Annotated in this window: 16 protein-coding genes; 2 read left to right on the top strand and 14 right to left on the bottom strand. The window is 52.4% G+C overall.

All coding sequences use genetic code 11. The features are described 5' to 3' along the window. Positions 1–12 precede the first annotated feature (12 nt). The 8 genes from BMW93_RS22180 to BMW93_RS22150 all read right to left on the bottom strand — a co-directional run bounded on the left by BMW93_RS22180 (position 13) and on the right by BMW93_RS22150 (position 13,533). Complete coding sequence (locus BMW93_RS22180) at positions 13–1,902, bottom strand: heparinase II/III family protein (protein WP_090381437.1); 1,890 nt, start codon at positions 1,900–1,902, stop codon at positions 13–15. 72 nt (positions 1,903–1,974) lie between these two features. Beyond that, positions 1,975–3,753 carry a RagB/SusD family nutrient uptake outer membrane protein gene (locus tag BMW93_RS22175; protein WP_090381435.1) on the bottom strand — a complete coding sequence of 593 codons (1,779 nt, stop codon included), beginning with the start codon at positions 3,751–3,753 and terminating at the stop codon, positions 1,975–1,977. A 37-nt stretch (positions 3,754–3,790) separates the two neighbouring features. Continuing rightward, positions 3,791–7,009, bottom strand: coding sequence for a TonB-dependent receptor (locus tag BMW93_RS22170; RefSeq protein ID WP_229240681.1), 3,219 nt, complete (start codon positions 7,007–7,009; stop codon positions 3,791–3,793). Between the two features lie 295 nt (positions 7,010–7,304). Further along, a complete protein-coding gene (gene ilvB / locus BMW93_RS22165) occupies positions 7,305–9,053 on the bottom strand; it encodes a biosynthetic-type acetolactate synthase large subunit (protein WP_090381433.1) in 1,749 nt (582 codons plus the stop codon). Between the two features lie 35 nt (positions 9,054–9,088). Continuing rightward, positions 9,089–10,723 carry an MFS transporter gene (locus BMW93_RS22160; protein WP_090381431.1) on the bottom strand — a complete coding sequence of 545 codons (1,635 nt, stop codon included), beginning with the start codon at positions 10,721–10,723 and terminating at the stop codon, positions 9,089–9,091. Further along, positions 10,704–10,826 (bottom strand): hypothetical protein, encoded by a 123-nt coding sequence (locus tag BMW93_RS36075; RefSeq protein ID WP_255372354.1) that lies wholly within the window; start codon positions 10,824–10,826, stop codon positions 10,704–10,706. Before BMW93_RS36075 ends, BMW93_RS22160 begins: the two co-directional genes overlap by 20 nt. Before the next feature lie 122 nt (positions 10,827–10,948). Beyond that, the gene (locus tag BMW93_RS22155; RefSeq protein ID WP_090381428.1) at positions 10,949–11,821 is read right to left on the bottom strand and encodes an AraC family transcriptional regulator; all 873 of its coding nucleotides are present in this window, start codon (positions 11,819–11,821) and stop codon (positions 10,949–10,951) included. Positions 11,822–11,895: 74 nt separating this feature from the next. After that, positions 11,896–13,533, bottom strand: coding sequence for an ABC-F family ATP-binding cassette domain-containing protein (locus tag BMW93_RS22150; protein WP_090381426.1), 1,638 nt, complete (start codon positions 13,531–13,533; stop codon positions 11,896–11,898). A 185-nt stretch (positions 13,534–13,718) separates the two neighbouring features. Between BMW93_RS22150 and BMW93_RS22145 the strand changes: the two genes are divergently transcribed. Continuing rightward, positions 13,719–14,018, top strand: coding sequence for a hypothetical protein (locus BMW93_RS22145; protein ID WP_090381425.1), 300 nt, complete (start codon positions 13,719–13,721; stop codon positions 14,016–14,018). Between the two features lie 91 nt (positions 14,019–14,109). Here BMW93_RS22145 and BMW93_RS22140 read toward each other — a convergent pair whose 3' ends face one another. The 5 genes from BMW93_RS22140 to BMW93_RS22120 form a co-directional block, all read right to left on the bottom strand. After that, complete coding sequence (locus tag BMW93_RS22140) at positions 14,110–14,682, bottom strand: putative glycolipid-binding domain-containing protein (RefSeq protein ID WP_090381422.1); 573 nt, start codon at positions 14,680–14,682, stop codon at positions 14,110–14,112. Continuing rightward, positions 14,672–15,232 carry a dihydrofolate reductase family protein gene (locus BMW93_RS22135; RefSeq protein WP_090381420.1) on the bottom strand — a complete coding sequence of 187 codons (561 nt, stop codon included), beginning with the start codon at positions 15,230–15,232 and terminating at the stop codon, positions 14,672–14,674. Before BMW93_RS22135 ends, BMW93_RS22140 begins: the two co-directional genes overlap by 11 nt. Before the next feature lie 63 nt (positions 15,233–15,295). Next, positions 15,296–16,078, bottom strand: coding sequence for a helix-turn-helix domain-containing protein (locus BMW93_RS22130; protein WP_090381418.1), 783 nt, complete (start codon positions 16,076–16,078; stop codon positions 15,296–15,298). Positions 16,079–16,094: 16 nt separating this feature from the next. Continuing rightward, positions 16,095–16,493 (bottom strand): hypothetical protein, encoded by a 399-nt coding sequence (locus tag BMW93_RS22125; RefSeq protein ID WP_090381415.1) that lies wholly within the window; start codon positions 16,491–16,493, stop codon positions 16,095–16,097. A 240-nt stretch (positions 16,494–16,733) separates the two neighbouring features. Further along, positions 16,734–18,326 carry a tannase/feruloyl esterase family alpha/beta hydrolase gene (locus BMW93_RS22120; RefSeq protein ID WP_090381412.1) on the bottom strand — a complete coding sequence of 531 codons (1,593 nt, stop codon included), beginning with the start codon at positions 18,324–18,326 and terminating at the stop codon, positions 16,734–16,736. Positions 18,327–18,516: 190 nt separating this feature from the next. Between BMW93_RS22120 and BMW93_RS22115 the strand changes: the two genes are divergently transcribed. Further along, positions 18,517–19,266, top strand: coding sequence for a GntR family transcriptional regulator (locus BMW93_RS22115; protein ID WP_090381529.1), 750 nt, complete (start codon positions 18,517–18,519; stop codon positions 19,264–19,266). 47 nt (positions 19,267–19,313) lie between these two features. On the opposite strand, the gene BMW93_RS22110 is transcribed toward BMW93_RS22115, so the two are convergent. Continuing rightward, positions 19,314–20,021 (bottom strand): SGNH/GDSL hydrolase family protein, encoded by a 708-nt coding sequence (locus BMW93_RS22110; protein WP_090381409.1) that lies wholly within the window; start codon positions 20,019–20,021, stop codon positions 19,314–19,316. Between the last annotated feature and the right edge of the window lie 5 nt (positions 20,022–20,026).

Below are 20,026 nucleotides of genomic sequence, written 5' to 3'. Positions count from 1 at the left end.
TCCGCACCTATTTTATTTCAACGGCTTCACCGGCCAGTCTGCCAATGGTTTTACGGGAGCTACATCGCCTGATTCGGATAAGTACGTGGTGAAAGTATGGCGGCTGCCTGCGGGCAGCTTTGCTTCGAAACCCACGAATGTTGTTCCGGGATTGGGTGCATCGTAATCATGTTCGGGTGTCGTAGGCCAGGTCTTAATGCTGATCGGAGTTTGCGTATGGAAAATCAAAAGCATTTTTTTCCCATTTTGCGAAAGCTCCACGGTTTTTCCGTCAACAATCCGTACCTGGGCGGCTGTGAGCATATTCCAGCGCATGACGGTTTCTTTCTGGCCGGCTTCGACCTCGTCGCGTACTACCACGTACCGCTCGTCGATGATCCCCAACCCGCGCTTCACAGCCTTCGCTTGCCCCGCATACATTTCCGACAGATTGGTCGTCGCCATTCTGTTTCGGCCTTCTTCGGTAGCTCCGTCGATCGTTGCAAAACCTTTTGCATTGATCAACTGCCCATCGAATGTGAGCACGTTATGCGCCAGGTTGTTCAGCCGGAAGACCTGCCACCGCTGGGAGTCCTGCGACCGGTTCCATAAATCCACGCCTTTGGATTCCAGTGAGTTGTAATCCTGCATGCCAAAGTCCATAGCCCAGCGCTCGCCGAGTGCGTCCATCACAAACGACCCCACGTCCATATGCGCGTGGTTGACTGCCGGTGAGCCTGCCTTAACGCCCAGAAACACCGCGTCGGGTTTTTCCCAGGAGCTTCGCATCAACGCAACGGGCGATGGCCCCTGTCCGGCCCAGAATCTTCTTGCGGGCGCGTGTACGGCGGAAAGTTCCGTTTGCATTCCCCAGATCAGGAGCGCCGGTAGAATACGGTTTTTGACTTCTATTTTGCCGGATGCCGACAGTAATGCTTTTTGCCCCCAGAGCAACGTGGGGTCCCCGGTCTTTTGCGCGAACCAGAAAAGGGCAGGGGTAAGGCCTTCTTTCAGGCCGCTGTCGCCCCAGTTGTGGGCGAGGCCCGTCGGGCCAACCAGGTGTTGCATGAACGAGCCGGTTTTCAAAAAGCCGTCGGAACCGGAAAGTCCGAAATCTGTGCCCAGCGCTTTTTGCAATGCGTCGATCAATAACACATTAAAACTTGTCCCATATCCCCAATAGCTGAAACCTTCGGGGTACGCACCGTCGGGTTTGTAGGAGGGGAGCATGGCCTTTGGTACGCTTTCCACCGCCCGTTGGACGATCTGCCCGGCGATGGCTGGTTCGTGTTCGGCGATCGCCAGTGCGCCGAATGTGATGCCCGCATTACAAACCTGGTTCCAGTTATGCTCCGCCGACACGAACCAGTTGTAGTTCTTGTCCATCGAAGGCTGAATGCCCTTTGTCAGTATCGCTTCCCGCAGGCGGGTGCGCGTTGGGTCGCTCAATTTATCGAACAGCCAGTCGTAGCCAATGGCCACCGCCATCGTCATTTCGGCCACGTCCAGAAAATGGGTAGGGTTCCAGTCCTCGAATGCGGCGACGGCGAGCAGCTCCTTTTCGGCCCGGGCCAGGTATTTTGCATCGCCGGTCGTGCGGTAGGCATAGGAAAGCATGAAAACGCGCCGAAGGCACTCCCGGGATTTATCCAGCAGGCGTTTGCCGATTTTGACACGCTCCACCGGGGCCGAATCCAATAGCTGGTCGCATTCGTCGATGATCAGTTTGTGCAGGGTTTGCCATTGCGGGTATTTTTTGATTTGGGCCAAAAGGGCACGCTCTTCTCCTTTCAAAAGCAGTAGCCGCGGATGGTCTTGTTTAAGCGTTTTGAGGACCTGATTGTTGTCCGAAACAGGCTGCGCGAAAAGGCGGCCCGAAATGAATAGCGGCAGGGTAATCAGTATTAGCAGTGCTTTTTTCATAGTTGATATATATTGATTTAAAAAATCATCCGACCAGTGACTGCCGGTCGGATGATACTGATGCGGATGTATTTACTCCCAACCCGGATTCTGCTTGATTTTTGGGTTTTGGGCAAGCGTATTTAACGGTATCGGCCAGAGGTAATGCTTCTTTTCATCAAAAACCGGAATCTCATAATCGGTGCCTTTGTATACGGCGATATACTCTTTGCCGGAAACGGGATCGATGTCCGATTTCATGGTAGTGCCTGCAAAGCGCTTTTTCGCCGCGTCGTTCCAGCGGACGCCCATAGCGGGGATTTCCAGCTTTTTGCCCTGTTTCCAGCGGATCAGGTCGGAGTACCGTTGGCCTTCCATGAACAGTTCGATCCGGCGTTCGCGCCTGATCTCGGCGATGATGGGCGAAATGCCGTCCTTGGTATACCGCGGATCTGCCGGCACCTTAGAAAGCAGCAAATGCGGCATACCTACGCGGTCGCGGAGCTTATTAATGGTTTTGTCGAGATCGGCCTGGCTGATTGTCCCCAGTTCCGCCATTGCTTCGGCGTAAATCAGCAATGCTTCCCCCAGCCGCAGGGTAATGGCGGGCGATTCGCCGGTGTTGTAGGCCTTCCCGATCATATCATCGGCATTATAATGCTTGATAATATGGTAACCCGTAGTCGTTTTAAAGCCTCCGCCCGGCATGCCTTCCAGCATGGGATAAGCGCGGCCGTCGGCCAGGTGGTATTTGTACAGGCCTGTGTCCTCGGGGTGCAGGATGGTCTGGCGCAGGCGCGGGTCGCGGTTTTCGAAGGTGCTTTCAATCGTCTCATCGCCTTTGTAAAGCGGCGACAATGAAATGGGTAGGCCATCGGTGCACAGGTAATCCTCGACCAGGCTTTTGGTAGCGCCGCCTGTATAGCTGAAATATTGCTGGACGTGGTTGTTAATGACCCCGGTTTTGTATTTTCTCCAATAAATCACTTCGGAGTTTCCGGCGAGGTCCAGCATCCGGTGATAGGCATTGTAGTCGCTTTGGGGCTTGCCTGTACTGTAAATGCGGTAGGGGCCCTTGTCCATCAGTTCCGCAGCCGCCCTGGCCGCTTCTTCGAGCCACATTTTGGAGTCGCCTGCGCCGTGGTACTTGTTGAAAGTCCCTTCGTAGAGGCATACCCTCGCTTTGACCAAAAGTGCGCCCCATCGGTTAATCCTGCCCGGCGCATTACCATCGCCCCAGCTGTCGGGCAGCTTCTGGCTGGCGAAATTGAGGTCTTCGAGCACTTTCTGCATGGCTTCGGCACGCGGCGTACGGGCCGCGTAAAGTTCCTCCGAATCGACCGCAAGTTCCTTTTCGACGAAAGGCACGTCGCCATATTTCTGCGCCTTATCGGCATAGAACCACCCCCTGAAAAGCTGCGCCTCGGCAATGTATTTGTCTTTAACAGCCTGGCTTACCTTGGCGCGGTCGTAGTTCACAAGCCCGATGTTGATCGCCCTCACGAAGTCCCATCCCTGGTAACCAAACCAGTCGGGGCTCGAAGGGACATTGTATTTCCCGGCGCGGATCTGTTGGAAAAAGTTGTGTCTCGGTTCGCGCGGGGCCATATTATCCGAAAGCTCGTCGATTGACCATATGTTGCCGAAATGGCTGTCGAAGCCCTCGGTATGGCCCATCATGATGGGGATTTTCCAATCGATGCGTGCAATGTTGTAAAGGCTGTTGTTGTAAACGGCCAGGTCGCTTTCGGTGTTCCAGTAGGTGGCATTGGTAATCTTGTCGATCGGGTTCCGGTCGAGAAACTCGTCGTTACATGCCGCCGTCAATACCAGTACCAAAGCCATGAGTGATTTGGAGAATATATCTTTCATACGAATGTATTTTTATAATCCATTGATTGATTGTGTATTAAAAGGATACATTGATGCCGATCGTCCCGATACGCTGCATTGGGTACTCGATGGTCGGGGTCCGGATGGTTTCGGGATCGAGCGGTTTGCGGATTTTCGTGAACTCGAACAGGTTCATACCCGATACGAATACCTGCGCACGTGAAATTCCGATCTTGCCCGTCAGTTGATACGGAAATGTGTAGCTGAGCATGATGTTCTTCGCACGCAGGTACGAGGCATTCTGGACATACCTGGATTGGGGCAGAATATTCTTTTTATCGCTCGTAGAAATGTGCGGTGCGGCGAAATAAGCATCGCGGTTGGTTTCCGACCAGGTGTCGGTGATATAGTACTTTTCTACGTGGCCTGCATTGAATGGATAAAACCAGTTCCAGTTTCCATTGTTCGGCAGGTAATCCGCTTTCCCGATGCCCTGGAAGAATGCCGTGAGCCGCAACCCTTTGTAGCCGATGCTCGCATTGATGCCGTACGTGTAGCGGGGCGAAGAGTTGCCGATGATCTTGTAGTCGCCCGGGTTGCTCAGAGTGTTGTTTCCCGAGCTGATGATGCCGTCGCCATTCAGATCGGCATATTGAATGTCGCCCGCACGCCAGTTGTTGCCCAGGCGCGATTGGTTAGGGGCGGCCGCTACGGCATCCGCCGTCTGGAATATCCCGACGGTTTGGTACCCCCATATTTCTCCCAGTTTTTGCCCTTCGTAATAGATCCCGCTGCCTTCGTTGGGCAATGCACCCGACGGGTTACGGAATTTGGTGATGGTCGCGCTGGCGTCGGATAGGGCAAGGGTGACGTCGTAGTTCCAGTCGGTTTTGATTTTGTCGCGCCACGTCAGCGACAGTTCCCAGCCTTTGGTGCGGAGGTCGGCCGCGTTTTCCTGAGGAGCGGTCGTACCGAGAATGTCCGGGTAGGCTACATTCATGAGCATATTCTTGGTGTCGCGGGTGTAGAGGTCAAGCGACATATCCAGCCGGCTCCGTAAGATGGTCACATCCAGACCGATATTTTTGGACGTAACCGACTCCCAAGTGAGCGTCGGGCTTACCAGCCCGGCTCCCGAGACGTAGGGGATCATGGAACCCGCGAACATGAAAGGAGCCTGTCCCGACCCCATCGTCGATACCGAAGGGTAGTAGATTTGCGCGCCGGTAGTGCGGTTCTGGATGATCTGGTTCCCGAGCGTACCGAAAGAGCCCCTCAGTTTGAGATTATCGAGCCAGCTATTGGTCGCGGTCATGAATTTCTCGTTGCTGATCCGCCATCCGGCCGAGAAGGACGGGAAGAAGCCGAACCGGTCATTTTTGGGAAAGCGTGACGTGCCGTCATAGCGGCCGTTGAATTCGAGCAGGTAGCGGTCGGCGTAGTTGTAGGCCAGCCTGTAAAACACACCGCGTAAAGCCACCTGCGACCGGCCGCCGAGTGTTTGCTGCGTGCCGGTGGTCGTGTTCAGGTCGGGTACCTGCGGGGTGATCAGCGAGCGGGCCTGCGCCGTGGCGGACTGGTAGTTACCCATTTCCTGGTTGTACCCTATGAGCGCCATCAGGTTATGTTTCCCCAGGTTTTGAAAAGTATATTCCGCAAATGTATTCAGCACATAATAGCGGTTGTAGTCGTTGACATTCTTGATCCAGTCGTCGCCACTGAAACCATAGCTGATCGGATTGGCTTCTTTCAAATCCTGTGATACGATCTCCACTTTGCTCTGGACATCCTGGTATACATTGTTGTAGATGTTGTAAGAAAAATTACCCGTGATTTTCAAACCGGGCAGGGGAGTGAGCACCGCTTCCTGCGAGAGCCACAAGTCGTTCTTGGTGAAGGTTTCCCGTCCGCCGTCGAGCAGGTAGGGGAAAAAATTTGTTCCACCGAAATACTTCCCGATCAGCGGTGCATATTTGTCACGATCGCCGGGCGTCATGTAATAGGGCAGGTCGGGAAACTGAATGGCCTGCAACGGGTTCACGCGCGCGAGCGAATTGATGTTCACATCCCAGTTGTAAAAGTGCGGCTTATCGCTGTTTTGTGAATTGAAAACCACCTTTTCGGACAAATTCAGCCATTTGTTGACCTTGAAATCGGCTTTCATCAGGATGTTGTACCGCTTGAACTTCTCGTTGTTATAGCGGAGGTAACCGTCTTTGCTGTACCGCCCGAGCGAGAAGAAGAATTTGGAATTTTCACCGCCTCCCGAAATCGACAAATCCTGCTGGTTGGTGGGAGCGTAATTGGTCATGATTTTATCCTGATACCGGTTGTAGCCGTAATATTGCAGCGCCCCGTCGACCACTCCCCATTCGTTTTCGGCGATTGGATTCTCCGAGTATTTTTTGACGGCGGCGACGAACTGATCATTGTAGCTCGGTGCGCCCAGGGTCCTGATGTTGGCCGCATTGCGCGCGAGGACGAACTGGTATGGGTCGGTCACCACGTCCATATTGAAAATGGGTTTGGCCAGCGAAAACTGTGTGCCGAAGTTGACCTGCACTTTTCCGCTCTTGCCGCTTTTGGTGGTGACGAGCACTACGCCGAATGCGGCACGAGCACCGTATATGGCCGCGGCCGAGGCATCTTTCAGCACACTGATGCTCTCGATGTCGTTGGGATTGATCCGGTTAATATCCATCGGCACATTGTCCACCAGGATCAGCGGTGCCCCGCCGTTGATCGACTCGTACCCCCGGATATTGAACGTGGGCGACTGCGCCGGATCACCATTGCGGATTGTGATGTTCAGGTTCGGTATCACGCCCTGAAGTCCTTCGCCGGTGTTGGCAATGGGCCGGTTCTCGATCCGTTTGGCATCCGCAACGCCTACCGCGCCGGTAACATTCACCTTTTGCTGGGTTCCATATCCTACTACGACCACCTCGGTCATCAAACGGTCCTCGACCACCATATTAACGGTAATGCTCGTACGTTTGGCGACGGCTATTTCCTGCGTAGCATACCCCACGAAGCTAAAAACCAGCGTGGGACTTTCACCGGGAACATCGAGCTGAAACTTTCCTTTTGTGTCGGTAGTGGTACCATTTGCCGTCCCTTTCACAACGACGCTTACGCCCGGCAGGCCGGAACCGGATTCATCCAGCACTATTCCGGAGACCGTTTGCGCGGCGGCGCATACGCAGAAGGCCATCATACCCAGCAGGGCGAGTGCCAGCGGGGTGAGTCGTTTTCGGGCCAATTTGAGACATGGGTAGAGATTTGTTTTTTTCATAAACTAGTTCGTTAAGTATAGTTGAAAAAAAACTTGAAAAGTGTTCAGCCTGATGGGAATCAGGTGATTGTCGAGCTGGAATTCGTCGAATTACTGACGGATTTTACCCGGAAGCGGTACTAAGCGATCGTTAAATATGAACTACAAAGTATTTTGATGTGCAGGATTTACTTATATTTTTTATTGAGAAAAGCCAATTTGAATTCGTTTGAGCGTAAGGGAAGGAGTCTTAAACGAAGAAAGCGCCCATAAAGGGCGCTTCGGAGGTTCTGATGGGATGTCAGCGGGGTTTCGGTCACCGGAGCCTTATTTCGCTGATACCCGCACCTTGCGGGATCATTGGGAAGACATTATTTTCTTTAATCACCATCACTTCCAGCAGGAATGCGCCATCATGTGCCAGCATTTCGGTCAATGCCCCGCGAATTTCCTCGCGCTTCGAGATACGTTTGCCGTTGATATGGTAGGATGCCGCAAGATTTACGAAATCGGGGCTTTCGATGTCGACGAACGAGTACCGCGAGTCGCTGAACAGCTCCTGCCATTGCCTGACCATTCCCAAATATTGATTGTTCAGGATGATGATTTTCAGGTTCAGACGGGTTTGCATAATGGTCCCCAATTCCTGCAATGTCATCTGAAAGCCACCATCGCCCGCGACGGCAATTACGTCCCGGTGAGGCGCACCGAACTTGGCACCGATGGCGGCCGGTAATGCAAAACCCATCGTTCCCAGGCCGCCGCTGGTAATGCTGCTGCGGCTGTTGTTGAGCTTTACATAGCGACAGGTAACCATCTGGTTTTGACCCACGTCGGTCACTACGATCGCCTCGCCGCCGGTAAGGACGTTCAGCTGGTGGATTACCTCGCCCATCGTAATGCCGCCGTCCACGGGGGCCATCTCAGGGTAAATAACCGTTTCCAATTCCTCGCCATACAGCGCCCGGAACATGGCCAGCCATTTGGTGTGGCTTTTTCCGACGATCATTTCGGTCAGCAGCGGAATCGTTTCCTTGCAGTTCCCGCAAATGGCTACTTCGGTTTTGACGTTCTTTCCGATTTCGGCGCGGTCGATGTCCAGGTGGACGACCCTGGCCTGTCTGGCATATTTGTCCAAACGGCCGGTCACCCGGTCGTCGAAGCGCATTCCAATGGCTATTAGTACATCGCATTCATTGGTGAGCACGTTTGGCGCGTAGTTTCCGTGCATACCGAGCATTCCCACATTCAGCGGGTGATTGGTGGGAATGGCCCCGGCCCCGAGCAAGGTCCATGCCGCAGGGATGCCGCTTTTTTCCACAAAGGCCTTGAACTCTTCTTCCGCATTGCCCAATATCACGCCCTGGCCCCAGAGTATCATCGGCTTTTCCGCATTGTTAATCAACTCTGCGGCGGCCCGGATGGCTTCCGGCTTCACGGTGGGGCGGGGCTTGTAACTCCGTATGGCCGTCATCTTTTTGTAGCCTTCATACGGAAACTTTTGAAGCTGCGCATCTTTGGTAATATCGATCAGAACAGGCCCGGGACGGCCTGTGCGGGCGATAAAGAACGCCTTCGCAAGGATTACCGGGATCTCGGAAGCGTCGGTGACGAGGTAATTCCATTTCGAGACCGAGGCAGTGATGTTGACGACATCGGTTTCCTGAAACGCATCCGTACCGAGCAAATGCGAGTATACCTGGCCGGTAATGCAAACCAGCGGTGTGCTGTCCATTTGCGCGTCGGCCACGCCGGTAAGGATGTTGGTAGCGCCCGGCCCGCTCGTCGCGAACACGACGCCCACTTTCCCGGACGCACGCGCGTACCCCTGTGCGGCATGCGCGCCTCCCTGCTCGTGACGCACGAGCACGTGCGTGAGCTGTTCCCGGTAATCGTACAGCGTATCGTAAATCGGGAGGATAGCCCCGCCCGGAATGCCGAAAATAGTATCGACGCCCTCGGCGATCAATGCTTCGAGTACCGCTTGCGATCCGGTAATTTCTTGTGGCGGGGCTGGTTGCCCGCTCGTTTCTGGTGCCAATGTTTGCTGTTCGATGTTGTTCATGGTGGCTATTATTGAATGGTTAATGACGCTGGGCTTTATACGTTGGTACTTTTCGGTGCTGCCTGCGGAATCGGCAGGTATTGCCGCACGTGCGGTTTGTAATTCCAATGAAGGATGGTGCGGTGGATCGCCGGAACAGCCACGATCAGCAGCACCAGTACTGCGGCCAGTATGGCGAAGATCATGAATAGCGCACGATGGGTGAGTAGCTGGCTTTGCTGTGTAAGACTTTGCCATATCGCCGCATCTGCGAGCGTCGCGGACTGTCCGGGTGTAAATCCTTTCGCCAGGTACACCGACCGGTAGTAAGTCAGTCGTTCGGCCATGTTCGGGCTGTCGGACGTGAGGTAGGTAAGCAATTTTTCTTTGAAATACTGGTTGAAATACAATTGCAGATTGTAAAAACCGGCGATCGAATGCAAAGTGGCTGTAAACCGGGTATAGGCCGCGACGACCAGGGCGCTGGCGCCGGTGTTTTTCGGTGCCGACGAGAGCACAAATATCATGATCGGCACAAACAGAAGCCCGGATGAGGCTCCCTGTGCAAGAATAGGCGGAAGCAAGTCGGAGAATGCCAGATCGGGCGTCAGTAGAAAGCACATCCACAGGTTGAATGCTGCCATCAATGTAAACCCGGCCGTTAGCAGCGTCCTGATGGTCAGTTTTTTAGCCAAAAGCATTTGACCCGAAAAAACCAGCGCCCCCACCATCCCCGCCATATTGCAGGCGCCAAGCCCGATGATCTGTAAAGTGCTCCATTTCAGTGTACCTCCCGCATAGTTGAATATCAGGTTCACACTGTCCTTGCTTCCGTAGTAAATAGCCAGCAGGCAAACTCCGAGCACGAAATTTCGTGATTTGAATATGCTCAGGTGGATTGCCGGGCGTCGGGCCGTGTGCAGGCGGTACAAAAAGAGCGCGATGCAAACAGCGGAAACCGCAGCGCCGTAACAGATCCGGCGATCGGTGAACCAGTAGTATTTGGAACCGTAAATGGTCGTATAAGCGACAGCCACGGCGGCGCACGCGAATATAAGCATTCCCGGCCAGTCGATCTGGTACAAGGGGTAGGGCCGGTGCCCCGAGGTTCTTTTGAGCATTACCAGCATCATGAGCAGCATCATCGCCTGGAAAGCGATCAGGTAATAGTAGGTTGATCGCCAGTCCGCCGATTCCACCACCACGCCCGATACCAGGCCTATGAGTACGGTATTGCTCAGCATGGTTCCGTAGAATACCGCCGGGGCGATCGTCTGAACACGGTCGGAAGACAACCTCGACATAATCAGGTGCAATGTGAATACGATGATCCCGCCCGACACGATCCCTTGCAGAAACCGGATCGCGAGAAACTGGTCGACGTCCCGGCATTGCAGGCAAAGGAAGTTCAATGCGATCGCCAGCATCATGTTCACCAGCAGGTAACTTCGCGTCTGGAAATACCTGAAAAACCGGAACTGAACCGGTATGACGGTAATAATGCCCGCATAAGTACACATTACCGCGAACGAAATGTCCTCCGGCTGCGCGCCCAGGTAGGCGACCATATACCCTTGCGTGAGCACAAACATGCCGAGTTGCACCAGGGCCGATAACAACATCATAAACAAGCCGATCCGCGCAGCCCACGGCCATGCGGCTACCCAGCTTTTAAAATATACCGGTTTCATGACCACGATCTGTTTTAGCGGCCACAGGTACGTCCATCCCGGGCGTCGGCTTCCGTGGCCCGATGGCCATGCTGCACGCTCCGAAGACTCCTGACTTTGCCATGATTCAAACTTTTTACTGTTTTGTTATGGCAAAATTCCCTGGAATCAGGGCGAAATTGTAGACAGAAACACCTCAATATTCGTCGAAATGGCCTGTGCGGTATGCGGTCGTGGGGAGATCTGTTACTGGAATTTCTTTCGGTACCCGACCGGTGATAGCCCGGTATTGGCCCGGAAAAATTTCCCGAATACCGACTGGTCCGAAAAATTGAGCATCCCGGAGACCTGCGACACCGTGAGGGTTTCGTTTTGAAGCAAAACCTTTGCTTCCAGGATTACCGCATCGTCGATCCATTTACCCGCCGATTTGCCGGTTTGATTCTTGACGGCCGCCGACAGCGATTTAGGCGTCAGGTGCAGGCGTTCGGCATAGAAATCGAGCTTGCGCTCCTGCATGTAGTTTTCTGTGAGCAATTGCCTGAATTTCACGAACAATGGATGGTCACGAAGCGGCGTCGACGCCAGCGCCCGTTCCTGCCGGTAGCCGGCGTCGATCTCGTAGATGATGGCAAAAATATAGTTCCGCACGAGCTCGGCTTTGTGGTAGCTACCCGCCTCCTGCGTAAGGTGGATCAGCTCGTAAATCATATTGATTTTGGTAAAACCCGCGCCTGCAAGCGGCAGCACATGATGATCGCTATTGCCGAAGAAATCATATTTGGACAGGAAAAACGGGTCGGCGTAACGCTCCATCAGGAATGTGTCTTTGAAAAAAATCACATCCATTTTCAGCAAATCACTGTTTTTGGTAAAAAAACGGATATCCGACGGTGCGAGCGTGATGATGGAGGGCGCTACGACATCCCACGACGAAAGGCCGACGTTGACCTTCACCTCACCTTCCCTGATGTAAGCGAGCGCATAGCTTTCGGCACGGTACGGCTCTTCCTGGTAAGGCGAATTGCCGGAACGCACAAACAAGTATTCCCTGCCATTGTCGGGCACGGAAAACAGGCGGCTATGGCGCGAAAGGGAGAAGGTTTTGATGTTTTTCACTGGTACCTTTATGGGTGCTGCGGAATATTCAATCGGCAAGAACTTCTTCCAGGCGAGCCAGAGCGAACCGCCGACTACTTGGCAAGTTGCAGATCCGCTATGCTTTTTATACGGTTACGTTCCAGGAAAGCATCAATCGTTTCAAAATGCTCGATGACGCGTTTGTCTTTAAATTCAAACACTTTTTGGGATAAACCCTGTAAAAAATCGCGATCGTGAGAGACGAGCACCAATGTACCATCGAAGTTTCGCAATGCTTCTTTCAAAACGTCCTTCGACTTTAAATCCAGGTGGTTGGTAGGCTCATCCAGAATCAGCAGGTTCACAGGTTCCAGGAGCAACTTCACCATGGCAAGCCGCGTTTTTTCACCACCCGACAATACGCTTACCTTTTTGTCGATATCGTCCCCCTGGAACATAAAAGCGCCCAGAATATTCTTGATCTGGGTTCTTACATCTCCTTCCGCGACCTCGTCCACCGTCTGAAAAATAGTCAGATTGGGATTCAGCAAAGATGCCTGGTTTTGCGCAAAATACCCGACCTTGACGTTGTGCCCGAGCTGGCAGGTGCCGTCCACGGGAAGCTCGCCCATGATAGCCTTGATCATCGTCGATTTTCCTTCGCCGTTCCGGCCCACAAACGATACCTTTTCACCTCTTGAAATAGACATGCTGGCATTCTTGAACACAACCTGGTCGCCGTACGACTTTGACACGTCTTTCACGGTAACCGGATAATCCCCGGACCGTGGCGAAGGTGGAAAACGAAGTTTCAGGGCTGAGTTATCGATTTCGTCAATTTCAATAATTTCCAGTTTCTCCAACATCCGTTCGCGGGAGGCAACCTGGTTGGTTTTGGAGTAAGTCCCGCGAAAGCGCTCGATGAATTGCATATTGTCCGCAATCATTTTCTGCTGTTCCTGGTACGCCTTGATCTGATGTGCCCGGCGCTCCTCACGCAATACCAGATAATGTGAGTAGTTGGCCTTGTAGTCGAAAATGCGGCCCATGGTCACTTCAATCGTGCGGTTGGTGATGTTGTCGATGAAGGCCCGGTCGTGAGAAATCACCATTACCGCATTGGCTTTGTTCACCAGGAAATCTTCCAGCCAGATCACGGATTCGATGTCGATGTGGTTTGTAGGCTCATCGAGCAAAATAAGGTCCGGCTTTTGCAGTAATATTTTGGCCAGCTCGATACGCATGCGCCACCCTCCGCTGAACTCCTTGGTTTGTCTGTGAAAGTCTTCCGGCCTGAATCCCAGTCCTTTCAGGGCTTTCTCCACCTCCGCGTCGTAATTAACTTCTTCCAGCTGATAATATTTATCGCCCAGTTCGGTCACCTGCTCGATGATGGCCATATATTCGTCACTGTCATAATCCGTGCGGGTTTCGAGCGCAAGATTCAGTTTCTCCATCTCGGCACGCATTTCATAAACCTGTTTGAATGCTTTTGCGGCTTCTTCGAAAACGGTACAGTTATCTTCGGTCAGCAAATGTTGCGGCAGGTAGGCGATAACGGCATCTTTGGGCGCACGTATGTGGCCACGCGTGGGTTTTTGTTCACCAGCAATAATTTTCATCATGGTGGACTTCCCGGCTCCGTTTTTACCCATCAGGGCAACTTTATCGGTAGGGTTGATAACGAAGGAAACTTCGCTAAAAAGGGTAGAGCCGCTAAATTCAACGGCCAAATTTTCAATTGTAATCATCTTCGCACTGTTTGAAGGCGCAAAGCTACGATTATAGGATTGAAAGAAATGAAATTACTATTGATTTAATTGGTATCAGAATTTTGATAATAAAAATATCATTAATAGTGCATTTGCCAAAACTGTTTTTTAAATTTGAGTGAAGAAAGAGCATTCCATCAATCACTATAACTTCATCGACAATTATGAAAACCAGATTTGTGCAGCATTACGCACCTAAACCGATCGACCTGGACCGTCTGACTACGCCCTACACCCCGGATTTTTTCAAAGAATACGGGGCAATACTTTACCAGTTTCTCCCGACGGTGAAAGGAGGGGAGTTGTTACCGGGAGAGGTGAAATACGGGTACAAATTCTACTTGCTCGACGATCCCAGCAAGGAAGGTGTCTTCTATTTATCATCCCATAAGGATATGGATACGCTCAAATCCCGATCCAAATTTTTGTCAAGGGTTGAGAAGGAAATATTGAAAGTGGCTTAGCTGGTGCGGCAGGGCGATTGTGAGGGGGATTTGTGGCTTGCGTTTCACGTCGGGTATCCGGTTCCGGGCTTTGGGTGTAGCGTTTAGTCGTTCAATTCATGGAAAAATCCCGCCGGGCAGTCCTCACGAATAGTTCGGGGTAATCGGCGACCAATCCGTCTTCATCAACGATGATGTCTGCCTCGAAATCATTCGGTACGTTTTCATAGTGGAACACCGTTTCCGACAGTCTTGTGTACAGTTGGGAAACGGCGCTGAGCCGGTCTTCCAGCAAATCCAGGTAGATGACCTTAATGGGGTATTGATTTCCTATAACCATATTCAACCTTCTGATCGGTAATGTATTGGTAAAAGGGGTCAAAGGCAGGTCAACATCGGTGCAACCGCTGAATTCTTCATTTATTTGGCCATCGAGAAGCCAGTTTCCAGACGTATTTTTTTCGAGGTGAAATTGCCTGAAAATGTTGTTTTTGAAAAAATTGATCGCCACCGAAACTGTTTCCCAACGTGCATTCGTGTCGATTTGATAATCGACCTGGTACAGATCGCCGGTATATAGGCCGATTATGGTTGATGCTATACGATTGCCGTTTTCATTGCTGTGAACACGACAATTTTCGAGAGAATAGTATTCCCGGCCGGTCCAAAGGAGATTAGTTTGCATAGGCTGTTCCTGGTTCTGTCACGTTCACACTGTAACGGAGCGACAACAGGCCTGTTGGATAAACCTTGCTATCTACAAGTGTAAGATGGGTTCGGCTGTCCGACTGATGAAACAATGGCTTGCCGCTGCCCAGCAATATGGGATGCACCGATAGCCAAAGCTCGTCGACAAGGCCCGCATTCAGCATAGCCTCGGTGAGAGAAGCGCCACCGTACAGCCAAATGTCTTTTCCAGGTTGCTCCTTGATTTTGCGCGCTTCATCCATAGCATTCTCGGCAATGAGGACGGCCCCGTTTTTCACGGATTTTAAAGTGGTGGAAAAAACGTATTCGGTCAGTGGAGGCAAGCCCGGGATTGTCTCTTCGTTGTTACTGTCGGCAAATTGCTGCGCGACCTCATAGCTTTTCCGACCGATAAAGGTGGCATCTATTTGTGTAAAGAATTCGTTCAGGCCGTAGTCCTGGTCTGTAAAGCACCAGTCAAATTCGCCATTTGGGCCCTCAATGTATCCATCCAATGTGATCGCCAGCCCTAAAATCAATTTTCGCATATCGTGGTTGTTTTTTTACAAAACTACTTACCGCGGAATTATCGGAATTGTACGAAACGGACATCAGCATAAAATATGGTTTGCGGCCAGCACTTCTCCGGGAGAATGGCCGGTGTAAACCTTAAAGTCGCGTATAAAATGTGCCTGGTCGTAATACCCGCTCAGGTGCGCGATTTCTGTCAGTGAAATACCCGGATACTGCGAAAAATATCGGAGTGAAGCATTGAACCTGCATGCACCCAGGTATTCTTTGGGAGACAGGCCAATACTTTGGTGAAATCTTCTCGATAACTGGCGTTGGCTAAGGCCGGTTTCTTCGGCCAGTTTGCCAACAGTTATTGAGCCCCGGGTAACCTGTGCCTTGTTCAGGCAGTAAGCCACCTGCAAATCCTGTTTATCCGTCTTTAATTGGCTGAGCAAAAAGTCTTGCACTACGGCACTGCGTACTTCGTCGCCGGGGATGCTCGCCAATTTATCCTCTAATTCGGACGTGGTGCCATTCCATAAGTCGAAGAAATTTACGGTCGCATCCTTGAATAAATGCATTGGTATACGAAAGAATGGATATGCCATTCCGGGATGGAAACAGATGGCCATACAGCCGGAGCCTTTACGCATCTGAACGTCCACAGGGCGGCTCAGCCGAAAACAGGCAATGCTGCCCTTATAAACTTCCTGACCGATCACGGCGACCGGGGTGCTGGTATAATTCAGGAATAATTCCACGCAGGTATCCGGTAACACCCGGACCTGGTTCCAGTCCGCGCCTCCCTCGCATTCCATAAAGCATATTGACTTTACGTAAGGTTGTAATTGCGGTAGGATATCGTATGATCTAATGTGCATTGGGCAAAAGTATTTTTCAAGGGCATTCAACTTCGCTTACGCCGTCATAAACGATCATTTTCGCCGGTGCAATATTAGTATTGCAATAACCATGCGCCTTATTTTGTCGCTCTGCCTGAGGATCGTAATGAAATTGCAATTGGAAAACCGTATCCCGCTTTGCCAACGAATGCGGAAGATTTATTACAGCTGCCACGTAGATTTCGTTGCCCTGGCTGCTGCTTTCCTGCCTGGTGGCGTACGGGGTTGGTTTTAGCAACCTGACCAGATGCGTTTCTGTTTTTGTCGGGCAATAATTTGTCAGGTAAACGGCAGGAATGCACTGCATTTCCGATACAGGTTCCGGCTTGTCCTTGTTGCAACCAAGCAAGGCCAGAAGAGTCACAACCGATGCTATGCTTTTGCTTAACCACATATTTGAAGCCTAAATGGATAAATGAATAGATTTTAAATTCGCGGAAAACATCAAAAAATGCAGCACGGCATTTCGATTAAGGAAATTGTTTCTAAAAGTTACTTTGTCTGGGACTTATTCCGGCAAGTAATGGTTGGACGGTCATCAGCGGGAATTTGCTTGCATGGATAAGAGCCGGTTTCCTGCATCGTAACAGGCGATCCCCAAAAGGCTTGCAAATGCACAGGGACGTCAAAATGCCTATTTCAGATACCGCGCAGCCGGCTCCTTTACTTTGGGCACCGGCTGCGCGACTCCCTCATAACTCTCAGCGCTCCTCTCGTCCCCGCCCTTGTACGCAGGCAGCAGCGGGTAAGGGTACACCGGCCGCCGGAACCGCACGCCCTTTTGGGCATCACCGCTTTCGTAGGCTGTACCGGTGAGCTGCTGCGGGGCAATGCCTTTTTCTTTCCATTCGATCAATGCGCCGAGCATGTCTCCGCCGTCGTTCAGGCCGGGGCCGCCGCTGCAATGGCCCATGCCCGGAATGAGGTAGAAGCGGAAGAAATCCTGGGTTTGCGGAAGGCCGCCCTGAATGCCGATCACGCGCTCGTAATAGCTCAATGCGTCCTGGTAGGGCACGAGCGGGTCGGCGGTGCCGGTGTACATGAGCAGTTTGGAACCGTTGTTTTTAAATGAAGAAAGATCGGTGCTGTTGGCGTTCAGGACGGGGCCGAGCAGGGCGTCGAGCTGGTCCTGGTCGTGGTCAAAATCGAATGTTTTGTAGTCGAAATCTTTTCCGAAGGCCCATTTGTATTGGTAAAATAATGCATTGGGCGCTTGGGCGGGGTTTTGCTGCATGTCGATGCCTGCGGCTACATTTTCGCTTCCCAACGGGATGGGCGTGTAAATTCTGTCGCCGGTGCGCGGGTTCACGGGGCCTTCCCAGATCTTTTTCAATGCGGTCAACTGGGTTTGGGTGAGGCAGGTGCTATCGTCGGTGCCGTCGGGGCACACAGGCAGTATTTCGGGGTTGAAATGGCAGGCGGCGGGATTGGTGAGGAACCGATCGCCGGGCGCGCCGCCGTCTTTGCCCGCGCAGGCATTCAGCACGGCGCGGGTGACGAGGTCGAGCTTTTGTTTAGGTAGCGTGCCGCCGGGCATGTCGTTGGTGGCGCGGAGTATCCATACGAAGCCGGTATGCAAATGCGTGCGGTTATTGGCCGGGGCGCCTGCGAGGATGCCGTCGTAATCTTGGGGATACCGCTGCGATTCCATCAGCGCCTGCTGGCCGCCGGTAGAGCAGCCCGAAAAATAAGCCGTCCGGGGAGCTTTGTGGTAATAGGCTTCGGTAATGGCCTTTCCGGCGACGGTCATTTCGTGCGTGGCGCGGTGGCCGAAATCGGCCCATTTTTCGGGGTGGCCGGTCAGTTCGTTGGCGCCGGGCGATGTGCCCATGTCGGTGTTGGCGGTGGCGAAGCCTTTCCGCAGGCCCATTGCGAGTGAGCCATAATTGATATACCCGGCCCCGCCGCCTGTCCCTGTGCCGAGGAAACGCTCGTTCCAGCCCGTTTCCGGCAGCCATAGTTCAATGCGGATGTGCGAATCAGGCGAAGGTTTCAGTACGGCGGCGACGCGGCAGAATGCAGGCAGACCGGTGATCGGCTGTGTATTGCCGGGCGGTGTGAATGTTCCTGCGGGTACGCATTCGGCGGCAGTGATGGTCGCCTGCGGGATGCGCGCCTTCGCGAGCTGCGCACAAGGGCAGTCGGTACTTGTTGCGGACTGGGCGATGGCTAGTACCGACAGCAGGCTGAATGCAGCCGCCATGGAGAATGCAGCGATTTTTATCATTGACAAAAAAATAAAATGGCCTGATAGGGCGGGCCATGTTGTAAAAAGTCTCTTAACGCACTAACCATACTCGTTAAAAATGCCGTAATTGGGCTCCAAAGGCATACGACCACCGGAATTTGCCGCTTTCCTATTGCACAGGAATTTGCTTCCGGTAAATTTGCCCCTTTACCCATTGTCCAGTGCGCCGATGAAACCGAAGTTTGTCAGTATCAGTGAGGAGATTATAGAAAGGATCAAAAGCGGGGAATTACAGCCCGGCGACAAGGTTCCGTCGGAAAACGATTTGATCAAAACTTACCGGATCAGCAACACCACGGCGCGCAAAAGCCTGCTGGAAATCGAAAACCAGGGCTGGGCGAGGCGTATCAAGGGTAAGGGTACATTTGTGCTCAACCGCACGGTGGGGCACCACCTCATCCGCACATTGGGCTCCATCAATGCCACCCGCCGCGGGTTTCATGAAAGCCTTATTGCCGAGGGCTTCGAGCCGCATAATGTGGTGCTGGAAAAAACGGTGCTCGACGACGGCATTTCGTCGGAGATAGGCGGGAAGCATTTTATCATCGGGGGGCCGGTGCTGAAAGTGCATCAGTTGCGCTACGCCGACAACGAGATCATCAAGGACGAAATCAGGTACATTTCCCTCTCGCTTTGCCCGAAGATCAACCGCATGCCCACGGAAATTTCCTATTTCAAAACTTACGAAACGACCTACCACCTGCGCATCGACGAAGTGAAGCAGACATTGAGCACCGAAATCGTCCAGCCCGGATCGGAAATGGACAATTTCGAGCTCTCCGCGGCTACGGCGATGTTTATCCTCGACAGCGCCGTCATCTGCAAGGACGGCCAGATCGTCGAAATCGAGCGGTCGTTTTACCGGGGCGATAAATACAAGTTCGCCATCAGCGCCAATCCGGATTACCACGACGCCTGAACGGTAGCTTCTACCATTTTACCGGCCATTCATTTTCATTCAAACATTCAGAAATAAGGCGTAATGCGGTTCACGATCACCATATGCCCGGTTTCGTTCGGATGGTTCACGGACGCCATTACTTCTTTCAGTTTCCCGTCTTTGACCAATTGCTGAAACACGACATATGGATCGGCGAGGCCGGTTTTGTACTGCTTAGCCAGTTCGCGGATCTGTACCACGTACGGATCGAGCGGGTTGGCGGGGTCGGCGATGTTGATACGCTGGTCGGGGGAGGGGGTGAGCAGGATCACCGGAATGCCTTTGGCCTGCGCGGTTTCGATCATTTTGGCCCACGACTCCTTCACCTTGTCGAGGGGAGAAAAGCGGTCGTTCAATGCATAATCGATGAAAAGCAGGTCAGGTTTGTGCGGGAGCACGTCTTTTTCAAACCGGGCCTGCCCGCTGATCGCATTCTCTCCGCCGATAGCCGTCACGATCACATTCACGACTGCATAGGGATATTTCGCCTTCAATGCTTTCAGGAAAAGGTTAGGGTACGATTCCAGTGTATGCACCTCGTGGTTTTCCCAATACCCCGCCGGGACCGAATGCCCGTGAAAAACCACGTTAATCGTATGGCTTTTGGGCCATTCGGTGGATAATTCCTGCTTTAATTTTTGCAGGTACTGGCTGCTATCAGCGACTTGTGCGCGGGTTTTAATGTTTACAAAAAGTGCCAGCAATGCAATGCTGCAAATTTTCAAGTATCTCATATTCA

It is taken from the genome of Dyadobacter sp. SG02, assembly GCF_900109045.1.
Lineage (GTDB): Bacteria > Bacteroidota > Bacteroidia > Cytophagales > Spirosomataceae > Dyadobacter.
The sequence above is the reverse complement of the archived record's forward strand: the minus strand, read 5'-3'. Positions and strand labels throughout refer to the sequence as shown.

Excerpts from the sequence above, each read along its gene's own strand:
- BMW93_RS22170 (WP_229240681.1), bottom strand. The coding sequence starts at position 7,009 with ATGAAAAAAACAAATCTCTACCCATGTCTCAAATTGGCCCGAAAACGA.
- BMW93_RS22120 (WP_090381412.1), bottom strand. The coding sequence starts at position 18,326 with ATGATAAAAATCGCTGCATTCTCCATGGCGGCTGCATTCAGCCTGCTG.
- BMW93_RS22110 (WP_090381409.1), bottom strand. The coding sequence starts at position 20,021 with ATGAGATACTTGAAAATTTGCAGCATTGCATTGCTGGCACTTTTTGTA.
- BMW93_RS22140 (WP_090381422.1), bottom strand. The coding sequence starts at position 14,682 with ATGCAAACTAATCTCCTTTGGACCGGCCGGGAATACTATTCTCTCGAA.
- BMW93_RS22175 (WP_090381435.1), bottom strand. The coding sequence starts at position 3,753 with ATGAAAGATATATTCTCCAAATCACTCATGGCTTTGGTACTGGTATTG.
- ilvB (WP_090381433.1), bottom strand. The coding sequence starts at position 9,053 with ATGAACAACATCGAACAGCAAACATTGGCACCAGAAACGAGCGGGCAA.
- BMW93_RS22150 (WP_090381426.1), bottom strand. The coding sequence starts at position 13,533 with ATGATTACAATTGAAAATTTGGCCGTTGAATTTAGCGGCTCTACCCTT.
- BMW93_RS36075 (WP_255372354.1), bottom strand. The coding sequence starts at position 10,826 with ATGGCAAAGTCAGGAGTCTTCGGAGCGTGCAGCATGGCCATCGGGCCA.
- BMW93_RS22180 (WP_090381437.1), bottom strand. The coding sequence starts at position 1,902 with ATGAAAAAAGCACTGCTAATACTGATTACCCTGCCGCTATTCATTTCG.
- BMW93_RS22115 (WP_090381529.1), top strand. The coding sequence starts at position 18,517 with ATGAAACCGAAGTTTGTCAGTATCAGTGAGGAGATTATAGAAAGGATC.
- BMW93_RS22130 (WP_090381418.1), bottom strand. The coding sequence starts at position 16,078 with ATGCACATTAGATCATACGATATCCTACCGCAATTACAACCTTACGTA.
- BMW93_RS22125 (WP_090381415.1), bottom strand. The coding sequence starts at position 16,493 with ATGTGGTTAAGCAAAAGCATAGCATCGGTTGTGACTCTTCTGGCCTTG.
- BMW93_RS22145 (WP_090381425.1), top strand. The coding sequence starts at position 13,719 with ATGAAAACCAGATTTGTGCAGCATTACGCACCTAAACCGATCGACCTG.
- BMW93_RS22135 (WP_090381420.1), bottom strand. The coding sequence starts at position 15,232 with ATGCGAAAATTGATTTTAGGGCTGGCGATCACATTGGATGGATACATT.
- BMW93_RS22160 (WP_090381431.1), bottom strand. The coding sequence starts at position 10,723 with ATGAAACCGGTATATTTTAAAAGCTGGGTAGCCGCATGGCCGTGGGCT.